Below are 24582 nucleotides of genomic sequence, written 5' to 3' on the forward strand. Positions count from 1 at the left end.
TCGGGCGCCGACCCGGAAGGCATCTTCCCCTGCATCCTCGGCCATGAGGGCGCCGGCGTGGTGATCGAGGTGGGCGAGGGCGTGACCACGCTGAAGCCCGGCGATCACGTGATCCCGCTTTATACGCCGGAATGCCGTGAATGCCCGTCCTGCCTCAGTGGCAAGACCAACCTGTGCACCGCGATCCGCAACACCCAGGGCCAGGGGCTGATGCCCGACGGCACGACGCGGTTCTCGATGCTCGATGGCACGCCGATCTATCACTACATGGGCTGTTCGACCTTCGCCAATCACACGGTGATGCCGGAGATCGCGCTGGCCAAGGTGCGCGAGGACGCGCCCTTCGACAAGATTTGTTATATCGGCTGTGGCGTGACCACCGGCATCGGCGCGGTGATCAATACCGCGGGCGTCGAGATCGGCTCGACCGCGGCGGTGTTCGGTCTGGGCGGCATCGGGCTCAATGTGATCCAGGGGCTGCGGATGGCCGGCTGCGACATGATCATCGGTGTCGATCTGAACGACGACAAGGCCGAGATGGCGAAGAAGTTCGGCATGACGCATTTCGTCAACCCGTCGAAATCGGACGTGCCGGTGGTGCAGCAGATCGTCGATCTGACCAAGCGCGGCGCCGATCAGATCGGCGGGGTGGATTATTCCTTCGACGCCACCGGCAACGTGCAGGTGATGCGGGATGCGCTGGAATGTTCGCACCGGGGCTGGGGGGTGTCGGTGGTGATCGGGGTTGCGCCTTCGGGGGCCGAGATCTCGACCCGCCCGTTCCAGCTGGTCACCGGCCGGGTCTGGAAGGGCACCGCCTTCGGCGGCGCCAAGGGCCGTACCGATGTGCCGAAATTCGTCGATTGGTACATGGACGGCAAGATCGAGATCGACCCGATGATCACCCACAAGCTGAAGCTTGAGGAGATCAACCACGGGTTCGAACTGATGCATGAAGGCAAGTCGATCCGCGCCGTCGTCGAATATTGATCACAGCCGCGCCCGGCCGACAGGCCGGGCGCATTTGACCCCGGGAGACCCATGACCGATATAACGATCCGCCCCGCGACCGAGGCCGACGCAGATGTGATCTGGACGATGCTGGAGCCAGTGATCCGGGCTGGCGAGACCTATGCGCTGCCCCGGGACATGAGCCGCCGGGATGCGCAGGCCTATTGGTTCGCTGCAGCGAACACCGTGCTGCTAGCCGAACGGGATGGTGCGGTTCTGGGCACCTATTACCTGCGTGCCAATGTACCGGGCGGAGGTGATCACGTGTGCAACTGCGGCTACGTCACCGCGCCGGCGGCCCAGGGCAGAGGTGTCGCCCGCGCCATGCTGGCGGATTCCCTCGACCGGGCTCGGGCGGCGGGCTTCCGCGCCATGCAGTATAATTTCGTGATCTCGACCAATACCCGCGCGGTCGACACCTGGACCCGTGCCGGTTTCGAGACTGTCGGCAGGCTGCCCGGAGCCTATCGCCACCCCCAGAGGGGCAATGTCGACGCGCTGGTGATGTTCCGCCAGCTTTGACGTTGCATCACGCGCCGGCTCGGGTCACAGACGACTGAAAGGAAAGGCCCCGCCCATGACACAGAAACCCGATACCCCGCTTCTGGCGGTGTTGATCGACGCTGACAATATCTCGGCCAAATATGCCGAGGCGATTTTCGAGGAAATCGCCTCCTTCGGCGAGGCCAGCATCCGGCGCATCTATGGCGATTTCTCCGGCGGCGCACCGCAGGGCTGGTCCAAGGACAAGCTGGCGGCATTGGCGATCCTGCCGCATCAGCAATTCGCCAATACCACCGGCAAGAATTCCAGTGACATTGCGTTGGTGATCGACGCCATGGATATCCTGCATTCGGGCCGGTTCGATGGTTTCGTCCTGATTTCCTCGGACAGCGATTTCACCAGGCTGGCCAGTCGCATCCGCGAACAGGGGCTGGATGTCTATGGCATCGGCATGCGCAAGACCCCCGCCGCCTTCGTCAAGGCCTGCAAACGGTTCATCTATGTCGAAAACTTGATGCCCGAGGCCGCCAAACCCAGGCCGAAACCGGCCAAACCCAGTTCGCCCCGCGATATCGCGCCGCCTCCGGCAGAGCCGCAGACCAGCAGCGAAGCGCCCGCAGAACTGGAGGATCCCACCAAGCTGGTGACCCGCGCGATGGACGCGATCGACCAGGAGGACGAATGGTTTTCACTGGGTCAGATCGGGCAGTATATCACCGCCGCAAATCCGGATTTCGATACCCGCAGCTACGGCAAACGGAAGCTTTCGGAACTGATCAAGGAACTGAAGCGCTTCGAGACCAAGGCCAGCGAAGGCAATCAACTTCTGGTGCGGCGGATCGACTGATCCGCCGGCCCCGGCCCGCCGCGGCGGTTTTCAGGCGCCGTAACGGGCCATGAACATGTCGACGGCGCAGGCGACCACCTCTTCGATCTCGGCATCGTTGAATTCGGTCTGCACACCGAACATCGCCCGCGCCCAAAGCCGCGCCTTGCAAAGTTCGGTGAATTGTTCCGCCGCCATCGGTATATTGTCGATCACCAGCGTCCCGCGGGCCACCGCCTCTTCGAGATAATCGCTCAGCCGCCTGGTGCCCATTTCAGGGCCACAGGTATAAAAGACGTTGCCGAGTTCGGGAAACCTGTCGCGTTCAGCCACACAGATGCGGAACACCCGTTGGGCGAATTCCGACAGCAGCGAGTGCAACAATTTTCGGGCTGCTTCGGTCAAGACCTCACGCGGGGGGCGAGCTCTGTCCAGGTGATCCAGCGCCCGCGCGGCCATCAGATTGCATTCGTTGACGACCACCTCGAGAAACAGCAGCCGCTTGTCGGGAAAATAGCTGTAAAGCGTTGCCTTCGACACGCCGGCCACCCGCGCGATGTCGTCGACGCTGGCCCCCTCGAACCCATCCGCCAGAAAAACCTCGCGCGCCCCGGCCAGGACCTGGTCGAATTTCCTCCCGGTTCGCACGACTGCAGAAGCGCTGCCCATCGCCTTACTCCGTTACCACCCAGAACACTATAAACCCAGCAGTTCACACGAAACAACGACTTAGCTTGCGAGACTTGCAGAGCGATTTCCTCCAATGTACTTAGAATCAATCTAAACTCAAGACAGGCGGGCAGATGCAGTTCTTTTCTCGAAAGCGGTTCCGGGACCTGAACGAACAAGAGGTTCTGGCTCTGGCGATTTCCTCGGAAGAGGACGATGCCCGTATCTATCGTGGCTATGCCGAGCGTTTGCGCGCGGAATTCCCCGCCACTGCCAAGATGTTCGAGGGCATGGCCCAGGAAGAGGACGGCCATCGCCAACGGCTGATCACGCTCCACAAAGAGCGGTTCGGCGACACCATTCCGCTGATCCGGCGCGAGCATGTGGCCGGATATTATACGCGCCGCCCGATCTGGCTTGTTGAAAATCTAGGCATCGAGCGGATTCGGGAAGAGACCGTGATGATGGAGCAGGAGGCGGAGGCCTTCTACGTCAATGCCGCCAAACGCTGCACCGATGCCTCGACCCGCAAGCTTCTGGGTGATCTCGCCGCCGCAGAGGCCAAGCACGAGGCGCTGGCCGGCAAGCTGGCCGATGAATATCTGGATCACGACAGCCGCCATGACGAAGATATCGTCGCCCACCGGCAATTCGTGCTGACCTGGGTGCAACCCGGCCTGGCCGGGCTGATGGACGGCTCGGTCTCGACCCTGGCGCCGATCTTCGCCACGGCCTTCGCCACCCAGAACACCACCACCACCTTCCTGGTCGGACTTGCCGCCTCGGTCGGGGCGGGGATTTCCATGGGGTTCACCGAGGCCGCCTCGGACGACGGCCAGCTCTCGGGCCGTGGCTCACCGCTGAAACGCGGACTGGCCTCCGGCGTGATGACGGCGGTGGGGGGCCTGGGCCATGCGCTGCCCTATCTGATCCCGCATTTCTGGACCGCCACCATCATCGCCTTCACCGTGGTCTTCTGCGAGCTTTGGGCGATCGCCTGGATTCAGAAGCGGTACATGGAGACGCCGTTCTTCCGGGCCGCAATCCAGGTGGTGCTGGGCGGTGCGCTGGTTCTGGGGGCGGGCATCCTGATCGGCAGCGGCTGAGGGCGCGACCGCGTCGGGTCCCGCTTGCGGGCACGCGCGGCAACCGCTACCGCTTGCGCATGGTCGATATCTTTCTCAGAACCCTGCCCTTTTTCGCCATCATCGGCCTTGGCTATTGGGCCGGGCGGACGCGCTTCATCAGTCAGGAGGCGACCGCCTATCTGACCAAGTTCGTGTTTTTCTTTCCACTGTCGGCGCTGATCTTCCGGGTCGTCGCCAATCTGTCACTGGCCGAGATTCTGGATCTGCGGCTGATGCTCGGCTATTTCTGCGGTACTGCGGCGGTCTATCTGCTGGCCACGCTGGTGGCGCTGTTCCGCCGCCAGGACATCCCCACCACCGCGATCGAGGCGCAATGTGCGGTGATCGGCAATACCGGCTTTCTGGGCCTGCCGATGCTGACCATGCTGTTCGGCCCCCAGGCCGTGGGGCCGCTGATGCTGGTGCTGATCGTCGATCTTCTGGTGTTTTCCTCGCTGGTGGTGATGCTGATCAACGGCGCCCGCGACGGTCGGGTCAAGCTTTCGACCCTCAGGGTGATGGGAATGGGGTTGCTACGCAATCCGATGATCGTCTCCATGGTCGCCGGCATGATCTGGTCGGCACAAGCGCTGCCGGTACCGCAGCCGCTGAACGATTTCCTGTCCATCCTTGGCGGCGCCGCTACCCCGGGCGCGCTTTTCGCCATCGGCGCCTCGCTTGCCGGGAAATCCGCCGAGCGGCTGCAGATCGCCGGCTGGCTGTCGGTCTGCAAGCTGGTGCTGCACCCGGCCGCTGTCGCGCTGGCGGTGCTGGTGATCTTCCCGATCGAGCCCTTCGCCGCCACCGTGGTCATCACCACCGCCGCCCTGCCGGTGGCGAGCAACGTCTATATGATCGCCCAGCATTACAACGCCGCGCCACACCGGGCCTCGGCCGCGATCCTGATCTCGACCCTTGTGAGCATCATCTCGGTTCCTGTGGTGATTTCGCTGATCGCCGGCTGAGGCCCGGGTCGCCGCAATTATGCTCGCTGTCGGACCGGGGCGCTGCCCCGGACCCCGCCGTATTTTTGCCGAGAAGAAAACTATTGGAGCAGGAATGCCGAAAAATGCCGCCCTGCCGGCGCCCGCCCTTTACGCAAGCGCCCCGTCCCGATAGCCAGAGACAAGCCGATATTGGAGTAAACGAGCATGGAAACCCTGTCCGAGAACACCGCCTTCGGAGGCGTGCAAGGCGTCTACAAGCACAGGTCCGCGGCCTGCGCCTGCGATATGACCTTTGGCCTTTTCCTTCCGGAAGAAGCGCAAGACGGCCCGGTGCCGCTGCTGTGGTATCTGTCCGGACTGACCTGCACCCACGAGAACGCCATGACCAAGGCGGCGGCACAGGGCTGGGCCGCCGAACAGGGTATCGCGCTGGTCTTTCCCGACACCTCGCCGCGCGGCGAAGGCGTGGCCGACGATGCCGCCTATGATCTGGGCCAGGGCGCAGGGTTCTATGTCAATGCCACGCAAGCCCCCTGGGCACCGCATTTCCGCATGTGGGACTATGTGGCCGAGGAATTGCCGGCGCTGCTGACTGAGACTTTCGCCATCGACCCGACGCGGCAGTCGATCACCGGCCATTCGATGGGCGGTCACGGGGCGCTGACCCTGGCGATGAACCTGCCGGGCCGCTACCGCTCGGTCTCGGCCTTTGCGCCAATTGCCAATCCAACCGGATCGGATTGGGGGCGCAAACAGCTTGCCGCCTATCTCGGCGACGACGAAAGCACCTGGGCGGCACATGATGCCAGCCTTCTGATGCGGGACAAGGGGTTCAACGGGCCGGTCCTGATCGACCAGGGGGCAAGCGATCAGTTCCTGGATCTGCTGAAACCCGAAGCTCTGGCTGCGGCCATTGCCTCGCGCCGGCAACCGGCGACATTCCGGATGCAGAAGGGCTATGATCACAGCTATTTCTTCGTGTCTTCCTTCATGGAAGACCATGTGACCTTCCACGCCAGCGCCCTCTGGGCCTGACAGCGATGGCCGCGCTTTACATCGATGCCGACGCCTGTCCGGTGAAGGCCGAGGCCGAACGCGTGGCGACCCGCCACCGGCTGAAGATGTATGTCGTCTCGAACGGCGGACTCCGGCCCTCGCCGAACCCGCTGGTCGAGACGGTAATCGTGGCCGAGGGGGCCGACGAGGCCGACAAGTGGATCGCCGAGCGATGCGGGCCGGGCGACGTGGTGGTGACGGGCGATATCCCGCTCGCCGCCAAATGCGTCGCCGCCGGCGCCCGGGTGCTGCGCCATAACGGCGAGGCCTTTACCGAGGCGAATATCGGCCAGCAACTGGCCATGCGCGATCTGATGGCGGATTTGCGCGCGGCCAATCCGCTGGGCGCGGGCGGCGGTGGACGCGGCTTTACAAAGGCCGACCGCTCCCGTTTTCTGGACGCGCTGGAACGCGAGATCAGGACGGCGGGGCGACAGCCCTAGGCCGCAAATTTCTTCGAGAAAATTTGCCAAGAAAATTCCGGATTTTCTTGGCGGGAAGGGACCGCAAGGATGCAACCTCAGGCCGTGGTTTTCGACATCGGCAACGTGCTGATCGAATGGCAGCCGGAACGTTTCTATGATGCCACGATTGGCCCGGATCGCCGCCGCGCCATGTTCGCCGCGGTCGATCTGCATGGCATGAATGACCGGGTCGACATGGGCCATCATTTCACCCAAACCATCTATACCACCGCCGAGGCCTATCCGGAGTGGCGCGATGAAATTCGCATGTGGCACGATCACTGGATAGAGCTTGCCACCCCGGCGATCGACCGGTCGGTGCGGCTGCTCAGAGCGCTCAGGGCCAAGGGGGTGCCGGTCTTCTCGCTCACCAACTTCGGGATCGAGAGCTTTGACTATGCTGCCACGCAGTATCCCTTTCTGCTGGAATTCGACCGCCCCTATATCTCGGGCCACATGGGGGTGATCAAACCCGATCCAAAAATCTATCAGATGGTCGAGGACGATTGCGGCGTCACGCCCGGGGCGCTTTTGTTCACCGACGATCGGCCCGACAATATCGCCGCGGCTGACGCGCGCGGCTGGCAGACCCATCTTTTCACCGGGCCCGACGACTGGGCCGATCGTCTGGTCGCGACTGGCTTGCTGACCGAGGAGGAGGCGCAATGAGCACGACCATTCCCATCATCCCCTTTGCCGAGGGCGAAAAGCTGCTGGACTGGCTGGAGCTGACCCAGGCGCTGGCCGATGGCCACAGCCTGCCTAAGGCCGAGATCGGCGACACCTTTCTCTATCGCGACCCCGACACGCTGCTGTCGCGGGCAGCCTGGATCGACGGGCTGGGCAGCCTGGTCAAGACCGCCACGGTGTTTCCCCGCAACCCCGACCACGGCACGCCGATGGTCAACGGGGCGGTGACACTGTTCTCCGATCTCGACGGCCAGCTCGAGGCGCTGGTGGATTTCCATCTGGTCACCAAATGGAAGACCGCCGGCGACAGCCTGCTGGCGGCGCGGCGTCTGGCCCGCCCCGACAGCGAACGCATCCTGATCTGCGGCGCCGGCACCGTCGGCCGATCGCTGTGCGATGCCTTCGCCGAGGCGTTTCCGCAAGCGAAGATTTCGGTCTGGAACCGCACGCTGTCGAAGGCCGAGGCGCTGGCCGATCAGATCGGCAGCGTCGATCTGGCCCCCGATCTCGAAGCCGGGGTGCGCGGGGCGGATATCGTCGTTTCGGCCACCATGTCATCGCAGCCGATGATCCGGGGCGAATGGCTGCATCCGGGGCAGCACCTGAACCTGATCGGCGCCTATCGCCCGGACATGCGCGAAACCGATGACGAGGCGCTTCGCCGCGCCAGGATCTATGTCGACAGCCGCGACACCACCATCGGCCATATCGGCGAGATTCAGATCCCGCTGGACGAAGGCGTGATCACCGAGGCCGATATCCTGGCGGATTTCTATCAGCTCGACGCCTTCGAACAGGGCAAGGAAGACGAGATCACCCTGTTCAAGAACGGCGGCGGCGCACATCTGGATCTGATGACCAGCCGCTATATCCTCGATCGCTGGGAAGCGGCGCAATAATCGCGCGATCGACAGGACCATTGGACGCAAGGCGGGCGAAAGCCCGCCTTGTCTGTTTTCGACCTCAGGCCAGCGCGCGCAGCTCCAGGGGGCGCTCCTTCACCGGCAGATGCACCAGCGCGCTGAAGGCGCCGACGCCGACGCCGATCCACCAGACAAAAGTGTAATCGCCGAAGACATCATACATCCGCCCCCCCAGCCAGACGCCCAGAAAGCTGCCGAGCTGGTGGCTGAAGAAAACGATGCCATAGAGCGTTCCCATGTACCTGAGCCCATAGATATGGGCGATCAGGCCCGAGGTCAGCGGAACGGTCGCGAGCCACATCGCGCCCATGGCCACCGAGAACAGCAGAACCGACCCCGGGGTGATTGGCGACAGGATGAAGGCCGCGGATACGATGGTTCGGCCGACATAGATCGCCGACAACAGGTATTTCTTGGAATAATACTTGCCCGCCCAGCCGGCCAGCAGCGTACCGCCCACATTGGCGGCGCCGATCAGTGAAATCGCCACCGCGCCAAGCGCCGAGGTCGAAGTGATGCCAAGCCCATGCAGCAACCCGCCCGGCGCGATCGGGCCGCACAGCTCGGTCACGAAGGCGGGGAAGTGGGCGGTGATGAAGCCCAACTGATAGCCACAACTGAAAAACCCCAGGAAGATCAGCGTATAGGAGGGATCGCGCAGCGCCTTCATCAGGATCGCCCCCATGCTTTCCCCCACGCCAGCCCCATGGGCGGCCACCGGTGCGCGCAGGAAGGGCAGCGTCAGAACCAGGGTCAGGATCAGCACCGCAAAGACAACGAAGGTGGATTGCCAGCTCAGGAACCCAAGCAGCCATTCCGCCACCGGCGCACCCACCATCTGGCCGAAGCTGCCTGCCGCAGTAGCGATTGCCAGCGCCATTGAGCGTTTGTCGTCGGGTGCCGCGCGGCCCACCACCGCGAGGATCACCCCGAAACCGGTGCCGGCGATACCAAACCCCACAAGCCAGGCATAAAGCTGGTGCCCAAACGGCGTGATCGACCCAGCGGTCAGCACCATGCCGGCGGCATAGGTCAACGCCCCCAGAAAGATCGCCTTGCGGTCCCCGATCTTTTCGGCGATCGCGCCAAAGATCGGCTGACCGATCCCCCAGGCCAGGTTCTGGATGGCAATAGCCAGCGAGAATTCCGATCGGGCCCAGCCGAATTCCTCGGCCACCGGGATCTGGAACACCCCGAAAGAGGCGCGCACCGCGAAACTGACGGCGATAATGATACAGCTGACCACCAGAACCGGGGTCAGACTGTCAAGGCGGCGGGTCATCGGGTTCTCCTCCCTCCAAAGGTTCGCGCAGGGTAAGGACCCCGGGGTGAAGATCAATCGCAGAAATGTGTTGTGGTGCATCAGCGACGGTGATGATCCCACCTCAGTGCTTTTCAATGCTGCACTGCCGCGCTATGGCTCGCGCATGTCGGATATCTTCGCCCTCTATAACGCCCGTATCACCGAAGGCGCCCTGCACCGCGACAGCGCGCAGGAGGCCGTCCTGCCCGAATTCGAACGCATCCGCGCAGCCCTGGCCAAGCCGGTCAAGCGCGGTCTGTTTCGCAAGGCACCGCCGCCGCCCAAGGGGCTCTATCTCTGGGGCGGGGTCGGACGCGGTAAGTCGATGCTGATGGATCTCTTCGTCGAATCTCTGGGCAGCGACATCCCGGTACGCCGGGTGCATTTCCATGCCTTCATGCAGGAAATCCAGGCCGCCATGCACGAGGCCCGCAAGCAGGAGATCGCCGATGCCCTGGCGCCAGCCGCGAAGGCGGTGATCGACAGCGTCAAGGTGCTGGCCTTCGACGAGATGCAGATCACCGACATCACCGACGCGATGGTTGTCGGGCGGCTGTTTGAAATGCTGTTCGACGCCGGTGTGGTCATCGTCACCACATCGAACCGGATACCGGACGATCTTTACAAGAACGGGCTGAACCGCCAGCTTTTCCTGCCCTTCATCGCCCTGATCAAGGAACAGATGGTGGTACACGAGCTGGTCAGCCCCAAGGATTACCGGCAGAACCGGTTGGCGGGATCGCCGGTCTATTTCACCCCCTCCGGCCCCGATGCCCATGCTGCCATCCAGGCGATCTGGGACGATCTGGCCGGCGGCCCCGGCGCCGAGCTGATCCTCGAAGTCAAAGGTCGCGAGGTCAAGCTGCCGGCCTATCGCAACGGCATCGCCCGGGCGCGGTTCTACGATCTTTGCGCCCATTTCCTCGGCCCCGGCGATTACCTCGCCATCGCCCAGGCGGTGAAACTGCTGATCCTCGAGGATATCCCGCTGCTGTCACGGTCGAATTTCAACGAGGCAAAGCGGTTCGTCACCCTGATCGACGCGCTTTACGAGGCGCATGTGAAGCTGATCTGCTCGGCTGCGGCCGAACCGGAGATGCTCTATGTCGAGGGTGAGGGCGTCTTCGAGTTCGAACGCACCGCCAGCCGGCTGCGCGAGATGCAGGACAAGGATTGGGGCCAGACGCTGGACTGATGCCGACCCCTCTGAGGCATTCCCCCGCTTGCAGGCCTCAGCCCAAGTCCCCAGACCTGGAAGCCACACCCGACGCGCCACCGCGATGAGCCCCTGGCGAAGAGCGGCGGTCAGCCATTTTCGCGCAAGATCGTCCCGGCCAGATAGAGCGACCCGCAGATCAGGATGCGCGCCTGCGGTTCCGCCGCGACAATCCGCTCAACCGCCGCGCGCACGCTTTCCGCAGTCCCTGCGTCCAGCCCGACAGCCGCAGCGGCGGCAGCGGTTTCCCCGGCGGACAGCGTATTGGCCTCGCCCGGGATCGACACGGCGGTCAGCGTCTGCGCCTGCCCGGCCAGCGGTCGCAGATAACCGGTCACGTCCTTGGTATTGAGCATGCCGCAGATCAGATGCGTCGGCCGTTTCGGCAGGCTTTCCAGATGCGCGCCAAGCGCAAGGCCGGCCGCCGGGTTGTGACCGCCGTCCAGCCACAGCTCCGCCTGCCCGGCAGCCTCGACCAGCGGACCGTTCCGCAGCCGCTGCAGCCGCGCCGGCCAGGTGGCGCGGGTGACGGCGGCCTCGCAAGCCTCTTCCGCCATTCCCAGATGACGCAGCCCCGCCAACGCCGCTCCGGCGTTCTGCAATTGATGCGCTCCGGGCAGGTTCGGCAGCGGCAGGTCCAGCAATCCAGTCTCGTCCTGATAGACCAGCCGGTCGCCCTCGCGCTGGACATGCCAGTGTTGACCATGGGCGATCAAAGGCGCGCCAAGCTTGGCGGCCTGCGCCTCGATCACCTCCATCGCCTCATCTTCCTGTGGGCCGACGACACAGGGCACGCCGCGCTTGAGGATCCCGGCTTTCTCGAAAGCGATTTTCGCCAGCGTATCCCCCAGGAAGGCCTCGTGGTCGATCGACACCGGCGTGATGATCGTCAGTTCCGGCCGCGCCACCACGTTGGTTGCATCGAGCCTGCCGCCAAGCCCGACCTCGAGCAGGGTGTAATCGGCGGGCGTGCGGGCAAAGGCCAGCAACGCCGCGCAGGTGGTGATTTCGAAATAGGTGATATTGCCACCGTCATTGGCGGCATAGCATTCGTCCAGGATCGCGCTCAGCGCCGGTTCCGAGATCAGTTCCCCGGCCAACCGGATACGCTCGTGAAACCGCGCCAGATGTGGCGAGGTATAGGCATGGACGCGCTTGCCCGCGGCCTCGAGCCCGGCGCGGATCATCGCCTGGGTCGATCCCTTGCCGTTGGTGCCGGCGATATGGATCACCGGCGGCAGCCGGTCCTGCGGATTGTCCAGCGCGGCCAGCAACCGCCAGACACGATCAAGCGTCAGGTCGATGATCTTCGGATGCAGCGCCATCATCCGTTCGAGAATGACATCGGATGCCGCCCGATCCCGGGCCTGGTTCTGGGAATGCATGATCGTCTGGCCTGAAAAGCGCCCTAAGACCGGGCGCGGGGAAATGATGCAAGTCTGGTATCCACCCGGGGCCGCCACAGGTCAATGCCAGCCACGCCCCGGGTCCGGGCCTTCCGGTCTATTTCGACTTCGGTACCTTGGCCGGCTTGTCGGTCTTGCCGGCGTCGGCCTCGGGCTTGGCGGCGGGCGCCTGATCCTCGGGCGCGTCGACGCCCCCGGCCTTTGCATCAGGGGCCGGTAAGTCACCGCGAATCGCCGGCGGCAACCCCAGCAGCATCCGGGTGATGGTGATCAGCTCGTCCCGCAGTTCGGTGCGCGGCGTCACCCGGTCCAACATACCATGATCCAGCAGATATTCCGCCCGCTGGAACCCTTCGGGCAGCTTTTCACGGATCGTCTGCTCGATGACGCGGGGCCCGGCAAAACAGATCAGCGCGTTCGGCTCGGAGATCTGGACGTCGCCCAGCATCGCATAGGAAGCGGTCACCCCACCGGTGGTCGGATGTGTCAGCACCACGATGTAGGGCAGCCCCGCCTCTTTCAACATCTGCACCGCAACGGTGGTGCGCGGCATCTGCATCAGCGACAGGATGCCTTCCTGCATCCGCGCGCCGCCGGCGGCGGAAAACAGGATCAGCGGGCGTTTCAGCTTCACCGCCTCTTCCGCTGCGGCAACGATGGCATTGCCGACATACATCCCCATCGAGCCCGCCATGAACCGGAAATCCTGCGCCGCAGCGACAATCGGAGTGCGCCCAATCTCGCCCCGGGCGACCAGCATCGCCTCTTTTTCGCCGGTGGCCTTCTGCGCCGCCTTCATCCGGTCGGGATATTTCTTCTGATCGCGGAACTGCAGCGGATCCGCGATCGGCTCGGGCACGGAGATCTCGGAAAACACGCCTCCGTCAAAGAAGGCCTTGAACCGCTCTCTCGGGCTGATCGCCATATGATGCCCGCAATTGGTGCAGACGTTCAGATTGTCAGAAAGTTCGCGGTGAAACAGCATGGTGCCGCATTCATCGCATTTCTGCCAGAGGTTCTCGGGCATCTCCCGGCGCGAGAAGATCGAATTGATCCGCGGGCGGACGTAATTGGTGATCCAGTTCATGTCGGGCCTCTCTCGCAGGGGCAGATGCGCATCAGAAGCCGTCGCAGCGGCTTCGGGGCCTGAGATAAGCCCGCAGGCCGGTAAATGCAATCAGCGCCTGATCGCCAGCCTGGCAACCAGCCAGCAGATGAACAGCATGGCGAAATCTGCCGCCAGCCAGTCCCGCGCCAGCTCCGTGCCGCTCATCGGGAATGGCAGCAGATAGAGCGACAGGCCATTCAGAACCTCGGGCGAGGCGGTGAACAGAAGCGCCGTGATATTGTTGAAGAAATGAACCGCGATCGCGGGGCCAAGCGATCCTGCCCGCGCGGTCAGATCCGCCATCAGCACCCCGAAGAGCGCGGCCCAGACCACCACCAACCCGGCGTTCGGGCCAGCCTCGACCGGCATATAATGGCCCAACGCGAACAAGGCCGAAGGGATCACCATCCAGACCAGAGGGCTGGAAAACCGGGCCGCAAGGCTTTGCTGCAAATAGCCGCGGAACAATACCTCTTCGGCGCTGGTCTGAATCAGAACCGCCCCCAGCGACAACGGCAACAGCATCAGCCAATGGCCGAAGGACAGGTTCGGGACCAGCGGTTCACCGACATCATAGGGCGGCAGCAGCAGCATCACCGCCCCCAGCACCAGCAGCAGCCGCAATACCCGCCAGAACTGCCAGATCAGCCGCGCGGGCGGCCCCAGAACACTCAGCCCCGGACGTTTTTGCAAGAGATTGGCCGCCACCAGCGTCGCCAATGTCATGAAGCCAAAGCTTGCCAGCATCAACAGCGTCGGCCCGGGCAAATGCCCGGTGAACAGATCCGCATACCAGGCGGCGGGCGCCAGGGTGCGAACCAGATTATAAAACAGTGAATTCAGGCCGAAGATGATCACCAGGATCAGCACCCCCCCAAGCAGCAAGCGCCAGAGTTCGCGCCGCGACCGGATCGGCTCCACCAGAAGTGCATGCTCGGCATAGGCCGCGAAAGAGCGATATTCAGTCATCGAAATACTCGTTCAGCTTTTCCGGCGACAACGGCCCCGCCGGCGGGCCAGCATAATCTGCCAGATTGATCCTGGCCTGTTGCAGCAGCGCCGTCGCACCGGTCAGATGTGCCGCCACCGCCTCGAGCAATGCCAGCGCCACCGAGGCATCGTTTTCGATCACCGCCCGGAATTCCTCGGCTCCGATCCGCAGGAATCTGGTCGGCTTCACCGCCACCAGATCGAGAAACCGCTTGTCCCGGGTGATCACGGCAAGATCACCGATCAGCCGGCCGGGCCGCACCGTAGACACTGGCGCCAGCATGGTCTGTTCCGAATCAGGCCAGTGCAATTCCGCCTCGCCTTCGAGACAGAGATAGACCGCATCCGCGGCCTGATTGTGGGAAAAGACCTTTTGCCCCGCTGCGGCCTCGTACCACTGCGCGGAAAAGGCCAGCAGACGCCGGTTCGGCAGGCTCAGCCCGCCCAGCAGAGAATTGGCGGACAGAATGGCGATCTTGCGGCTGAGATCGTCGCCGGCGCCCTCTCCCGCCGCCGCCACAGACCGCAGGCTGCCGTCAATGCGACCGTTGCGGATTTCAATGAACATGTCATAGGCGTCGGGGTTCTCGAACTTTGCCTCCATGAACAGCAAGACTGACCTGGGCAGAAGATCGCGCAACCTTTCGCGCGTACGCAGCCGGCTGGCCGCGTTATGACTGGCCAGAACATTGTCCATGATCAGGATATCGGGCCGCTTGATGCCCGCCCGGGTAAAGGCCGTGCGTTCCTGAAACACCGGCGCCAGATTGGTGCCGCCAAGCCCGGCCTGAAGGTCATAGATGATGGCGGTGGTCCGGTGACGCAGATTGTGGGCGCTCAGCACCTCGGCCACCACATCCTCGATCTCGTCGGCCCGGGCCCCTGCCATCTGCGACACCCGGCCATAGATCGCGTTTTCCATCACCGTCAGCCGCGGCACATAGTGGTCCGGCGTCACCGGCAAGAAGGTATCGCTCAGCTTCTCACGCAGCTCGGCCCCCCGCGCCCGGCGGATGGCCAGAATCTTTTCTTTGTATTCCTCCGGGAAGGTCGGGCCAATCTGCTCTGCCGTCAGCATGAAGGGCACGATCAGAAGCATGGCGCGATCCTGCCGCGACATCCGCTTGCCGCGCCGGGAGTTACGGGCCGCCGCGATATCGGACACCCGCCGATAGATATCCTCGTCCAGACCGAGGCGCCGGAACAGCGGGTGGTGGGTGCCGTCCCGCCCGAATGCGCGGTTCAACGTGTCGATCACCCCGATCGAGATCGCAATCGCCTCTTCCGTCAGCCCCTCGCCATCGAGCATCTGCAAAAAGCGGTCGTCACGGGACAGCGCCTCGGGGGTGAATTCGCGAATCGGCGTCGCGAACAGAAGGTTTCCAGCCAGCGGCACTGCCGGATTAAACTGATCGGGATCGAAACGGAACAGCGCCTCATCCAGCCCCCGCTCGTGTAACTTGGCCGCGATCTCGGGGCGCAGGGCCACGATGTCATGCGCCAGCATGGGATGCAGCGCCGGATCGAAACAGGACCGCAGGGTCCGGCGAAACATGGATTCGTCGATCCCCATCGCCTCGACCAGCTTGAACCACCAGTCCCGCACCTCGGCCCCGTCAGTGAGCCCGGCGATTTCAGGATCGACCCAATCCACATCCAACGGGTCCGTGCTGTTGCCCGCCCGCGCCGCTTCGGCCATCGCACGCGAACGCGCCGCATGCGGCGTTGTCTGCGGCCGGGTCTTCAGCGGCATCAGCAGGTTATCCCCCAGCGTCCCATCAAACAGATAGGGGTGCGAGTTGGCATAGCCGATCCGCGCCGCGATCACCGCCTGATGCAGGCTGTTGATCGGGTGGCCGGAGATGATCACCTCGCCACTGGACGGCAATGTCTCGCGCAGCAGCAGCTCAGCCAGAGCAGTGCGTTCGGTCGGCTTGGTGCATTGAATCGCCACCCGAGATTTCGGCGGAATGGTCACAGAGATGTTTTCGAGAACCACATTTCCGTCCTGATCGCGCACCGTGACGTCACGCAGCTCGATCGCGCCCAAAAGATGCGGCATCGTCGAAGGTTCACCATCGAACAGCGCTTCGGGGATCATGTTCTTGGGCGCGAAACGTTCGGTCACCACCTCCCAGCGCAGCGACATGTCCTGCACCTGGTTGTAATAGGTCAAAAGCTCCTTCCAGGGGCTCGACAAGTCCTTATAGGCCGAAAGCGCCGCCACCAGGGCGCCGACGGTAATTTCCCCCTGGATCGCCAGGTAGCCACCCGCCGAATAATACATGAAGGGCGTCAGATGCCCGATCATGTTGTTGATGAACTTCATGAAATATTTCTTCTTGTAGATCCGGAACCGGATCTCGAAGAGCTTGCCCAGACGGTCGGTGAACAGTGCCAGCCGGAACCGCCAGCCGCCATTCACACGCAGATCGGTGATGCCGGCGGCAGTCTCGCCGATCTCGGTCGACAGCTTGCGCACCTCGACGATGCGCTCCTTGTTCATCAGGTTGATCTGCCGCTGCAACATCGGGATCAGCCAGGCCTGCAGCGGGATCAGCGCAACCGACGCGATGCCGAACCAGAAGCTCTGCATGAACAGGAAAAAGATCACCGTCATCATCTGGCCGAACTGAAAGACCGGCTGCGCCACCGCATCCCCCATCAGCCCGCCCATCGGCTCGGCCTCGGAGGAGATCATCGACACCAGCTCACCCTGGCTGGTGGTGCGGAAATAGGGCTTGGGGAACCGCAACATTCGGCTGATCAGCTCGAACCGCAGCCGTCGCAACATGCGCTCGGCCAGCACCCCTTTCAACGTGTTGATATACATCTTCATCAACCCGCCGATCAGCACCGCCCCGAAGAACCCGCAGCAAAGCAACAGCAGGTATTCCACCTGACCGAGCTGCATCCCGTAGACGTCGATCTGCGTCGTCTGCGCCCCGATGGCGTCGTTGATGATCTTCTTCGGGATCTCAAGCGACAGGTAGAGGAAGGGGAAGGATACAAACGTCAAGAGGAGCAGCCAGAGCTGCTGGCGCCTGGAGTGCTTCCAGATGAAAGAAAACAGGTTGGGTTCCATCACCCGGCCCTTGTGCCCGATGTGCCCAAGGGCACCGCTTCGTCTCTCGTTGCACGGGCGGCCCCGGGCTCCGCGCGTCGCCTGACGGTACGCATTGCGCCCCGCGATTACAAGGCACCGCAAAACCCCCGACGGGTTCGGACTTGTCCCGGGACGGAGCCGCCGCTATCTGCGTCGCATGAAACCGGTCTGTCGCAAAACGGTCCTGTCGTCTCTGGCAGCCCTCGCTCTCGGCTTGCTGATCGGCTGCACCGAGGGGCTGCCCCCCGGGGGCGGCCGCGCGGCAGAGCTGACCGAGGCCACCCTGGCACAGGGCCCCCGGGGCAAGGTGCAGGTCGTTGCGCCCCCCGGATACTGCATTGACCGCCGGTCACTAAAGACGGGCCCCCGTGGGGGTTTCGCGCTGATGGCGCGCTGCGATACGCTCGGGGGGCGGGAATTGGTCAACAACCGCAGGTTGGCGCTGATCACCGTGACCACCGCACCTATGGCTGAGGGCCAGCGCGCACCATCGCTGAACGATCTGCGCCAGTCCACCGCCCCCGCCCGGGTGATCGAAACCCGGACCCGCGGCTCTGTACCGCTGATCCGGCTGACCGACGCCCCCGGCACCGCAGCCGCCCTTTCGGGCGAACAATGGCGCGGCGCCTTCGCGCTGAACGGCCAATTGGTGGCACTTGCCATCTATGTTCCCGCCAGCGCCCCCGCCCCGAAGGGAACGGCCGCCGATCTGCTGGCCGAGGTCGCCCGCCGGACCCGCACCGCCAGCCGCGCCGCTGCGCACAGCTCTGCGAGTGGCTCCAAAGCCACCACGCCGCAGCCCAGACCCGGATCAAGCTGAGACGGGCGGGCGCCCCGCGTCCGGACAAAGCGTCGCGTCCCCGCCCGCTCCCGGCGGCAAGTTATTTCGACAACAGAAACAATTGCCGGTTTATCTTGGCCCCTCCGTGTCGATAAACTGGCTGCAATCACGACTGGCCCGGTCCGGTCCGGGAAAAGGATGCAGACATGGGCAGAACGTTGGATCGTCTGATTTTCGCGCGCCTTCTGCGCCGCTGGAAGCGTGCTGCAGCTCAGGCCAAGGTGACCCCCCTGCCCAGGCTTCGCCTGCAACGCAACCGCGCGCGCGAATTGCGCACCCATCTGGACAGCCTGATCCATATCGCCGACGGCCGGCTGGCGCTGCCGCATATCGGCACCTCTTACTTCCCGCGTCCGCATGGCACCGATTGGGCCTGGCGCCCCGAGCTGTGGCGCGGGCCGTTACCGGCGCCCGGTCTGAGCTCGGTCAAAAGCGAGTCGATGCTGGGCGACGAGGTGACCCTGTTTCACGACTGCAGTCAGTCCGAACTGACCCTGCGCCAGCTTCGCAACACCCGCGAGGCCGATCTCGCCGCCTATGGGCTGCGCCTGGACGTGTTCAACTTCGACGGGTCCTTCATGTCGTTGGTGATCGACCTGCCACCAGACGCCACAGCCGGGCTGACCCGGGAACATATCATCAGGACCGACACCATCATCGAAGTGGAGAAGCCGCTGGAGATCTTTGCCCGCTTGAATATCCAGCACGGCCCCAACACCGAACAGATCGTCCGCGAACTGCCCCTGAACGAGGAAGAGGTGAAGGTGGAATTCGATCTCGCCTATTCCCGACTGAACGAAAAGCGGATCGAAAAGATCTGGCTCGATCTGATCTTCGAGGCGCCCGAGATGAATCAGGTGGTGATCCGCGATCTCACATTTTCCCGGCGGCGCCGGGCCGCGATTTAGGAGGCTCCGGGATGAGCGATCTAACCCTGACGAAAATCCGCATGCGCAATGGCCGCTGGGAAGGCCGGCTGACCGGGGCCAGGACCAGCGGCGCCCGGCCCGATGTGCGCGCCGCCTATCTCGACCGTCCGGTCGATGGGGTGGAGCTGACCGAGAGCGAAACGCCCGGGAGCTGGGAGCTGATCGTACCGGTGCCCGAGGAAGCCGTGGCCGACGGGGTACATACCGTCCTGATCTATGATGGGGCGACCGATGGCAAGCTGGGTGATTTCACCCTGATCGCCGGCGAGATCGCCAATGACGACCTGCGCGCCGAGGTCGAATTGCTGCGTGCTGAACTCGACATGCTCAAACGCGTTTTCCGCCGGCACTGTCTGGAAACGGCATAATCAGTCGTTGCGGGTCAAGATGAAATCGCTGATCGTCGCCGCGACCTCGGGCACCAGCGGCAGGCTGCGATCGGTATAGGTGGCGAACGGCTGATCGGGTTGATCGGCCTTCAGCATATGGGTCATCTGCGGCAGATCGAGGCGCCCTGCATGCGGCATCGCCCGGGCCAGGGTATCGGCATCAACCGGACGCACCTGCTGATCGCGCCCGCCCTGAACGATCAGCGCCGGCACTTGCACCGCCCGGGCCAAAACCGCCGGATCATAGGCAAAAAGCTGGATCATGTAACGTTGCAACCCGGCCCGGAACAGTGGCCTCAGCACCGGGCTGATCGTCTCCGGATCGACCATTGCACCCCGCTCCAGCACCGTCACCGCCCGGTCAAGCTGGTCCAGATAGGGGGCATTTTCAGGGTTCGCCTGGAGCTGTTCGCGCAACAGCGCGGCAAGCGGCCGGCCCGGTGTGGCCAGCAGGATCACCCCACAGACAGGCCCCGATCGGGCGCCGGAAACCGCCGCCAGGGCCACCAGCCCGCCCTCGCTGTGACCCGCCAGCCAGGCGCAGGACTGCCCGGTGCGCCCGGCCAGCGCCCCGGCCCAGGCGACAGCATCCTCGGCATAGCCGGCGATGGTGGCCGCCTCGGCGTCCTCCAGCGCGCCGGCGCTGCCGAACATGCCCCGCTTGTCGATCCGAACCGAGCCGATGCCGCGCGCCTCAAGCGCCTCGGCAAGCAGCCGGTAGGTGTCGGAACTGAGCCCCTGAGGGCTGTTTCCATCGCGATCGGTCGGCCCGGACCCGGGAATGATCACCACCGCCGCACGAGGATTTTCCGGCAGCAGAGCGGCGCCGCGCAACGGCCCCGACGGGCCTGGCAAAGAGATCACCTCGGCCGGGGCAGCGCTGACGGTCAGGCCCGAGAACGGGCCTGAGAACAAACCACAGATACCGGCACACAGGCCGGCGACGCGGATCAGAGCCCGCGCCGCGCCGAACTCTCCCCGCCGCGGCAGGTTACTGGCCCGTGTTTTCGGTCGCGATCACCGAGAGCCCCTTGAGGATATCAATCGCATAGGCGAGCTGATAATCCTCATCACGCAACCGCGCGGCCTCTTCGGCCTTGGCCCGATCTTCCTCGATCTGCCGAATCTCATCCTCGGTCAGGCTGTCGTTGCTCAGCCGGCCACGCAGGTCGGCCTCAGTACGGGCACGGGGCCGGGTCGGCTCCTCTGTGGCGGCGGCACCGACCGGACGGCGGGGCTGTTCGACCACGATATCGGGGGACACCCCCAAGGCCTGGATCGACCGCCCCGACGGTGTGTAGTAGCGCGCCGTGGTCAACCGCATGGCGCCATCGCCCCGAAGCGGCATCACCGTCTGCACCGATCCCTTGCCAAAGCTCTTGGTGCCAACGACGATGGCGCGATGGTGATCCTGCAGCGCACCAGCGACGATTTCCGATGCCGAGGCAGAGCCGCCATTGATCAGCACCACCATCGGCTTGCCTTCGGCCAGATCGCCCGGCGTGGCGTTGAACCGCTCACCATCCGAGGGGTTGCGCCCGCGGGTCGAGACGATCTCTCCACTGTTGAGGAAGGAATCCGACACTTTGATCGCCTGGGTCAGCAGCCCGCCCGGGTTGTTGCGCAGGTCGAGCACGATACCGTTGACCTTGTCGATGCCGCCGGCAGCCTTGATCTGTTCGGCAAGACCCGCCTGCAAATTCGGCGTGGTCTGATCGTTGAAGGTGGTGACCCGCAACACCACCGTGCTGCCTTCGGTCCGGGCGCGCACGGCAGTCAGCTTGATGGTGTCACGGATGATGGTGACATCGAACGGCTCTTCCTCGCCCTCGCGAACCACGGTGATCACGATTTCCGACCCCACCGGGCCGCGCATCATGTCCACCGCCTGATCCAGGGTCAGCCCCAGAACGCTTTCGCCGTTCACATGGGTGATGAAATCCCCCGCCTCGATGCCGGCCTCATCCGCCGGGGTGCCGTCCATCGGCGAGACGACCTTGACGTAACCGTCCTGCTGGGTGACCTCGATACCAAGACCACCGAATTCACCGCGGGTCTGCACCCGCATGGCGGCAGCGTCCTCGGGCGACAGATAGCTGGAATGCGGATCGAGAGAGGTCAACATGCCGTTGATCGCCGCCTCGATCAGCTTGGATTCGTCCACCGGCTCGACATATTGCGACCGGATGCGTTCGAAAATATCACCGAACAGGTCAAGCTGTTCGTAGACGTTCGAGCCGCGCGCGCTTTCCTCGGCCAGAAGCGGACCGGCCACCTGCGTGGTCGCAACGATGCCAGCCACCGTGCCGCACAGCGCGGCCATCACGAACTTTCTCATACCGTCCTATCCATCCTTGTCGGTCCGGAACCATGTCTCGGGATCCACTGGGCGTCCAGCCTCTCGGATCTCTATATAGAGCGTTTCCGAACGCTCAGCGCCAGTGCCATCACCGCTTAGTGACAAGATCGCCCCGATTTCCGGGACCTTCCCGCCCATCAATCCGACCGGCGTTCCCGCCGGAATCACCTGCCCCGCCTCGCCATAGACCTCGGCCAGGCCGGAAAGGATGATCAGCATGTCGGGCTGCGGTTCGAGAATCACGACATTGCCCAAGTCCAGCAACGGGCCGCGATAGCGAATCGTCGCAGCCGTCGGACTGGTGACCAGGGCACGCGGGCGAGTGGCGACAACGATACCCGGCCGTTTGATGCCGGCTGCATCGGCGCTGCCCGACTTGTGCAGAACAACCCCCTGCACCGGCATCGGCAGCGCGCCCTTCTGGGCCGAGATATCGCCATCGCTATCGGCGATCGGCTTGTCGGACATCTCGGACAGGCCGCTGGCGAAACCGGCCAATGTCTCGGTCGAGGAGATCAGGATCGCCGTGCGTACCGGATCGGCGGTGAACCGACGCGGCAGATCTGTACGGTCGGCGATCGCCTGGCTCAGGGCCGCCCGCGCCTGCTGCACGCCGGACAGCCCGTCTTCCAGCGTCTGGGCGGCGTTCTGCTGCAGAAGGCGCAATGTCTGCACCTCTTCGAGATCGTGACGCAGGTCCTGGGCCTTCACGTTCAGCTCGGGCGTGACCTCGGCCAGGATCATGGCAGAGCGCGCGCTGCCCAATGGCCCCTGCGGGTGCAGCATCAGCACCGGCGGCGGCGAGGTTTCGATGGTCAGCAGCACCCCCATGAGCTGGGCGATCTCGCCTTCGCGCGCCTCCAGCCGCCGGCTGAGCTGGGCCTCGCGCAGCGCCGCCCGCCGCAACCCGTCTCGCATCGCCTCGAGCCCCGCCTCATAGGCGCGCACCGTCTCGGTCAGCGCCTTGACACGATCACGCGCATCGACGGCGCCCTGAAGCTCCACCGCTGCCTTTTCAAGCTGGTCGGCGGCCTCCCGCGCTGCCGCCGCCGGGTCTTTCGGAGCCTCGGCCACCGCCACGCCGGCCCAGAGACCGGCGAGACAGACAGCGACAGAGACAGCGCGGATCAGCGTCATTCCAGAAGGCTTTTCCCGGTCATTTCCTCAGGCTGCGGCAACCCCATCAGCGCCAGCACCGTCGGCGCCAGATCCGCCAACCGCCCGTTGTGCAGCCCAGCCCCGGCAGGCCCGCCGACCAGCGCCACCGGCACCAGGTTCAGCGTATGCGCGGTATGCGGTCCATTGGTTTCCGGGTCCCACATCTGTTCGCAATTGCCGTGATCGGCCGTCACGATCATCGCGCCACCGGCCTTTTCCAGCGCCGCAATCGCCCGGCCCAGCCCGGTATCGACCGCCTCGCAGGCCTTCATCGCCGCCTGCAGATCGCCGGTGTGGCCGACCATATCGGGGTTGGCATAATTCACCACGATCAGGTCGTAGCCCGCCCCGATCGCCTCGACCAGCTTGTCGGTCACCTCGACCGAGGACATCTCGGGTTTCAAATCATAGGTCGCCACGTCGGGCGACTTCGGCATGAAACGATCCTCTCCCTCTTCGGGCGTTTCCTTGCCGCCATTGAGGAAGAAGGTGACATGCGGATATTTCTCGGTCTCCGCCAGGCGGAACTGGCGCAGCCCCTGTTTCGCCACCCAGGCCCCCAGCGTGTTGATGATTTCGCGCTTGGGAAAGACTGTATCGAGATATTCGTTATGCTGCACCGAATATTCGACCATGCCCAGCAGCGCAGCCCATTTCGGCCGCATGCCGGTATCGAATTCGGCAAAGCCCGGCTCAGCAATCGCGCGCAGGATCTCGCGGGCGCGGTCAGCGCGGAAGTTCAGGCAGAAGAAACCGTCGCCGTCCCTGGCCCCCTTGTAATCACCGACCACGGTGGCGCCGATGAATTCATCGGTCTCGCCCTGTTCATAGGCCTGATCAATCGCGGCATGGGCACTGGTCGCATGCCGCCCTTCGGCCTTGATCATGGCGTTATAGGCCTCGGTCACCCGGGCCCAACGGTTGTCCCGGTCCATCGCGTAATAGCGACCGACCACGGTGCCGATGCAGGCGCCCTCGGGCAGATGCTCCTCAAGCTCGCGCATGTATTCGAACGCCGATTTCGGCGCGACGTCGCGACCGTCGGTCACTGCATGCAGCACCACTGGCACGCCGCTCGCTGCAATCGTGCGGACTGCGGCCGCGATATGGTTCAAGTGGCCATGCACCCCGCCGTCGGACACCAGCCCCATCAGATGTGCGGTGCCGCCGGTCGCCTTCAGCTTGGCGATAAAGGCCAACAGCGCGTCGTTTTCGAAGAACGAGCCATCCTCGATCGACAGGTCGATCTGCCCCAGATCCATCGCCACAACCCGACCGGCGCCGATATTGGTGTGCCCGACTTCCGAGTTGCCCATCTGCCCAGTCGGCAGCCCCACGTCGGGACCATAGGTGATCAGCGTGGCGTGCGGCCCCTTCGACATGATCGCATCGAAATTCGGCGTCGCGGCCTGCAGCGGCGCGTTGTTCCTGGCTTCGTCGGAAAGACCCCAGCCATCCAGAATGCACAGCACAACGGGTTTGGGGGCGGTCATCGGAGAACTCCGTTACAATTCGGTCACCGCCTTCTACCGCCGGAGCGGGCCGGGGTGAACCGGATTT

At 64.0% G+C, this 24582-nt stretch carries 23 protein-coding genes; 13 read left to right on the forward strand and 10 right to left on the reverse strand.

Annotated elements, in window-relative coordinates; translation table 11 throughout:
• The 3 genes from G455_RS0108680 to G455_RS0108690 form a co-directional block, all read left to right on the forward strand.
• Window positions 1–990, forward strand: a 990-nt coding sequence (locus G455_RS0108680) for a zinc-binding dehydrogenase (protein WP_028093344.1), incomplete at its 5' end; no start/stop codon positions are given.
• Between the two features lie 51 nt (window positions 991–1041).
• Entirely contained in the window at window positions 1042–1533 is a 492-nt protein-coding gene (locus tag G455_RS0108685; RefSeq protein ID WP_154664357.1) for a GNAT family N-acetyltransferase, read from the forward strand.
• Between the two features lie 55 nt (window positions 1534–1588).
• Complete coding sequence (locus G455_RS0108690; protein ID WP_028093346.1) at window positions 1589–2362, forward strand: NYN domain-containing protein; 774 nt, start codon at window positions 1589–1591, stop codon at window positions 2360–2362.
• Window positions 2363–2392: 30 nt separating this feature from the next.
• On the opposite strand, the gene G455_RS0108695 is transcribed toward G455_RS0108690, so the two are convergent.
• Window positions 2393–3010 (reverse strand): TetR/AcrR family transcriptional regulator, encoded by a 618-nt coding sequence (locus G455_RS0108695; RefSeq protein ID WP_028093347.1) that lies wholly within the window; start codon window positions 3008–3010, stop codon window positions 2393–2395.
• A 134-nt stretch (window positions 3011–3144) separates the two neighbouring features.
• Here G455_RS0108695 and mbfA point away from each other — a divergent pair, with 134 nt between their 5' ends.
• The 6 genes from mbfA (at window position 3145) to G455_RS0108725 (ending at window position 8193) form a co-directional block, all read left to right on the forward strand.
• Window positions 3145–4116: an iron exporter MbfA gene (gene mbfA, locus G455_RS0108700; RefSeq protein ID WP_028093348.1), complete on the forward strand. Its 972-nt coding sequence runs from the start codon at window positions 3145–3147 to the stop codon at window positions 4114–4116.
• A 59-nt stretch (window positions 4117–4175) separates the two neighbouring features.
• Window positions 4176–5102: an AEC family transporter gene (locus tag G455_RS0108705; protein WP_028093349.1), complete on the forward strand. Its 927-nt coding sequence runs from the start codon at window positions 4176–4178 to the stop codon at window positions 5100–5102.
• Between the two features lie 186 nt (window positions 5103–5288).
• On the forward strand, window positions 5289–6119 hold the full coding sequence (gene fghA / locus G455_RS0108710) for an S-formylglutathione hydrolase (RefSeq protein WP_028093350.1): 831 nt from the start codon (window positions 5289–5291) through the stop codon (window positions 6117–6119).
• A gap of 5 nt (window positions 6120–6124) precedes the next feature.
• The gene (locus G455_RS0108715) at window positions 6125–6583 is read left to right on the forward strand and encodes a YaiI/YqxD family protein (protein ID WP_028093351.1); all 459 of its coding nucleotides are present in this window, start codon (window positions 6125–6127) and stop codon (window positions 6581–6583) included.
• Window positions 6584–6652: 69 nt separating this feature from the next.
• Window positions 6653–7273 carry an HAD family hydrolase gene (locus G455_RS0108720; RefSeq protein WP_028093352.1) on the forward strand — a complete coding sequence of 207 codons (621 nt, stop codon included), beginning with the start codon at window positions 6653–6655 and terminating at the stop codon, window positions 7271–7273.
• Complete coding sequence (locus G455_RS0108725) at window positions 7270–8193, forward strand: ornithine cyclodeaminase family protein (protein ID WP_028093353.1); 924 nt, start codon at window positions 7270–7272, stop codon at window positions 8191–8193. Before G455_RS0108720 ends, G455_RS0108725 begins: the two co-directional genes overlap by 4 nt.
• Before the next feature lie 64 nt (window positions 8194–8257).
• On the opposite strand, the gene G455_RS0108730 is transcribed toward G455_RS0108725, so the two are convergent.
• Window positions 8258–9499, reverse strand: a complete 1242-nt coding sequence (locus G455_RS0108730) for an MFS transporter (RefSeq protein WP_028093354.1) — start codon at window positions 9497–9499, stop codon at window positions 8258–8260.
• Window positions 9500–9644: 145 nt separating this feature from the next.
• Here G455_RS0108730 and zapE point away from each other — a divergent pair, with 145 nt between their 5' ends.
• Complete coding sequence (zapE, locus tag G455_RS0108735; protein WP_028093355.1) at window positions 9645–10715, forward strand: cell division protein ZapE; 1071 nt, start codon at window positions 9645–9647, stop codon at window positions 10713–10715.
• 110 nt (window positions 10716–10825) lie between these two features.
• Here zapE and G455_RS0108740 read toward each other — a convergent pair whose 3' ends face one another.
• The 4 genes from G455_RS0108740 to G455_RS0108755 form a co-directional block, all read right to left on the reverse strand.
• Window positions 10826–12121, reverse strand: a complete 1296-nt coding sequence (locus G455_RS0108740) for a bifunctional folylpolyglutamate synthase/dihydrofolate synthase (protein ID WP_051312301.1) — start codon at window positions 12119–12121, stop codon at window positions 10826–10828.
• 118 nt (window positions 12122–12239) lie between these two features.
• A complete protein-coding gene (gene accD / locus G455_RS23675) occupies window positions 12240–13229 on the reverse strand; it encodes an acetyl-CoA carboxylase, carboxyltransferase subunit beta (RefSeq protein ID WP_051312303.1) in 990 nt (329 codons plus the stop codon).
• A gap of 90 nt (window positions 13230–13319) precedes the next feature.
• Window positions 13320–14219, reverse strand: a complete 900-nt coding sequence (locus G455_RS0108750) for a CPBP family intramembrane glutamic endopeptidase (protein ID WP_028093357.1) — start codon at window positions 14217–14219, stop codon at window positions 13320–13322.
• A complete protein-coding gene (locus tag G455_RS0108755; protein ID WP_028093358.1) occupies window positions 14212–17325 on the reverse strand; it encodes an ABC transporter transmembrane domain-containing protein in 3114 nt (1037 codons plus the stop codon). Before G455_RS0108755 ends, G455_RS0108750 begins: the two co-directional genes overlap by 8 nt.
• Before the next feature lie 178 nt (window positions 17326–17503).
• Here G455_RS0108755 and G455_RS0108760 point away from each other — a divergent pair, with 178 nt between their 5' ends.
• The 3 genes from G455_RS0108760 (at window position 17504) to G455_RS0108770 (ending at window position 19484) form a co-directional block, all read left to right on the forward strand.
• Window positions 17504–18166, forward strand: a complete 663-nt coding sequence (locus G455_RS0108760; protein ID WP_028093359.1) for a hypothetical protein — start codon at window positions 17504–17506, stop codon at window positions 18164–18166.
• A gap of 167 nt (window positions 18167–18333) precedes the next feature.
• A complete protein-coding gene (locus tag G455_RS0108765) occupies window positions 18334–19095 on the forward strand; it encodes a DUF6478 family protein (RefSeq protein WP_028093360.1) in 762 nt (253 codons plus the stop codon).
• 11 nt (window positions 19096–19106) lie between these two features.
• A complete protein-coding gene (locus G455_RS0108770; protein ID WP_028093361.1) occupies window positions 19107–19484 on the forward strand; it encodes a hypothetical protein in 378 nt (125 codons plus the stop codon).
• Here the strand turns inward: G455_RS0108770 and G455_RS23680 are convergent, their stop codons facing one another.
• From G455_RS23680 to gpmI, 4 genes are all read right to left on the reverse strand, one after another.
• Window positions 19485–20369: an alpha/beta hydrolase gene (locus tag G455_RS23680; protein ID WP_240474625.1), complete on the reverse strand. Its 885-nt coding sequence runs from the start codon at window positions 20367–20369 to the stop codon at window positions 19485–19487.
• A gap of 127 nt (window positions 20370–20496) precedes the next feature.
• Entirely contained in the window at window positions 20497–21843 is a 1347-nt protein-coding gene (locus G455_RS0108780) for a S41 family peptidase (RefSeq protein ID WP_028093362.1), read from the reverse strand.
• 6 nt (window positions 21844–21849) lie between these two features.
• Window positions 21850–23001 (reverse strand): murein hydrolase activator EnvC family protein, encoded by a 1152-nt coding sequence (locus tag G455_RS0108785; RefSeq protein ID WP_084437033.1) that lies wholly within the window; start codon window positions 22999–23001, stop codon window positions 21850–21852.
• On the reverse strand, window positions 22998–24515 hold the full coding sequence (gpmI, locus tag G455_RS0108790; RefSeq protein WP_028093364.1) for a 2,3-bisphosphoglycerate-independent phosphoglycerate mutase: 1518 nt from the start codon (window positions 24513–24515) through the stop codon (window positions 22998–23000). Before gpmI ends, G455_RS0108785 begins: the two co-directional genes overlap by 4 nt.
• Window positions 24516–24582: the final 67 nt, after the last annotated feature.

Source organism: Pseudodonghicola xiamenensis DSM 18339 (assembly GCF_000429365.1).
GTDB lineage: Bacteria > Pseudomonadota > Alphaproteobacteria > Rhodobacterales > Rhodobacteraceae > Pseudodonghicola > Pseudodonghicola xiamenensis.

Coding starts and splice junctions, on each gene's coding strand:
- mbfA (WP_028093348.1), top strand. CDS start 3,145: ATGCAGTTCTTTTCTCGAAAGCGGTTCCGGGACCTGAACGAACAAGAG.
- G455_RS0108685 (WP_154664357.1), top strand. CDS start 1,042: ATGACCGATATAACGATCCGCCCCGCGACCGAGGCCGACGCAGATGTG.
- G455_RS0108695 (WP_028093347.1), bottom strand. CDS start 3,010: ATGGGCAGCGCTTCTGCAGTCGTGCGAACCGGGAGGAAATTCGACCAG.
- G455_RS0108785 (WP_084437033.1), bottom strand. CDS start 23,001: ATGACGCTGATCCGCGCTGTCTCTGTCGCTGTCTGTCTCGCCGGTCTC.
- G455_RS0108750 (WP_028093357.1), bottom strand. CDS start 14,219: ATGACTGAATATCGCTCTTTCGCGGCCTATGCCGAGCATGCACTTCTG.
- gpmI (WP_028093364.1), bottom strand. CDS start 24,515: ATGACCGCCCCCAAACCCGTTGTGCTGTGCATTCTGGATGGCTGGGGT.
- G455_RS0108720 (WP_028093352.1), top strand. CDS start 6,653: ATGCAACCTCAGGCCGTGGTTTTCGACATCGGCAACGTGCTGATCGAA.
- zapE (WP_028093355.1), top strand. CDS start 9,645: ATGTCGGATATCTTCGCCCTCTATAACGCCCGTATCACCGAAGGCGCC.
- accD (WP_051312303.1), bottom strand. CDS start 13,229: ATGAACTGGATCACCAATTACGTCCGCCCGCGGATCAATTCGATCTTC.
- G455_RS0108765 (WP_028093360.1), top strand. CDS start 18,334: ATGGGCAGAACGTTGGATCGTCTGATTTTCGCGCGCCTTCTGCGCCGC.
- G455_RS0108730 (WP_028093354.1), bottom strand. CDS start 9,499: ATGACCCGCCGCCTTGACAGTCTGACCCCGGTTCTGGTGGTCAGCTGT.
- G455_RS0108760 (WP_028093359.1), top strand. CDS start 17,504: ATGAAACCGGTCTGTCGCAAAACGGTCCTGTCGTCTCTGGCAGCCCTC.
- fghA (WP_028093350.1), top strand. CDS start 5,289: ATGGAAACCCTGTCCGAGAACACCGCCTTCGGAGGCGTGCAAGGCGTC.
- G455_RS0108715 (WP_028093351.1), top strand. CDS start 6,125: ATGGCCGCGCTTTACATCGATGCCGACGCCTGTCCGGTGAAGGCCGAG.
- G455_RS0108690 (WP_028093346.1), top strand. CDS start 1,589: ATGACACAGAAACCCGATACCCCGCTTCTGGCGGTGTTGATCGACGCT.
- G455_RS0108770 (WP_028093361.1), top strand. CDS start 19,107: ATGAGCGATCTAACCCTGACGAAAATCCGCATGCGCAATGGCCGCTGG.
- G455_RS0108755 (WP_028093358.1), bottom strand. CDS start 17,325: ATGGAACCCAACCTGTTTTCTTTCATCTGGAAGCACTCCAGGCGCCAG.
- G455_RS0108725 (WP_028093353.1), top strand. CDS start 7,270: ATGAGCACGACCATTCCCATCATCCCCTTTGCCGAGGGCGAAAAGCTG.
- G455_RS0108740 (WP_051312301.1), bottom strand. CDS start 12,121: ATGCATTCCCAGAACCAGGCCCGGGATCGGGCGGCATCCGATGTCATT.
- G455_RS0108780 (WP_028093362.1), bottom strand. CDS start 21,843: ATGAGAAAGTTCGTGATGGCCGCGCTGTGCGGCACGGTGGCTGGCATC.
- G455_RS0108705 (WP_028093349.1), top strand. CDS start 4,176: ATGGTCGATATCTTTCTCAGAACCCTGCCCTTTTTCGCCATCATCGGC.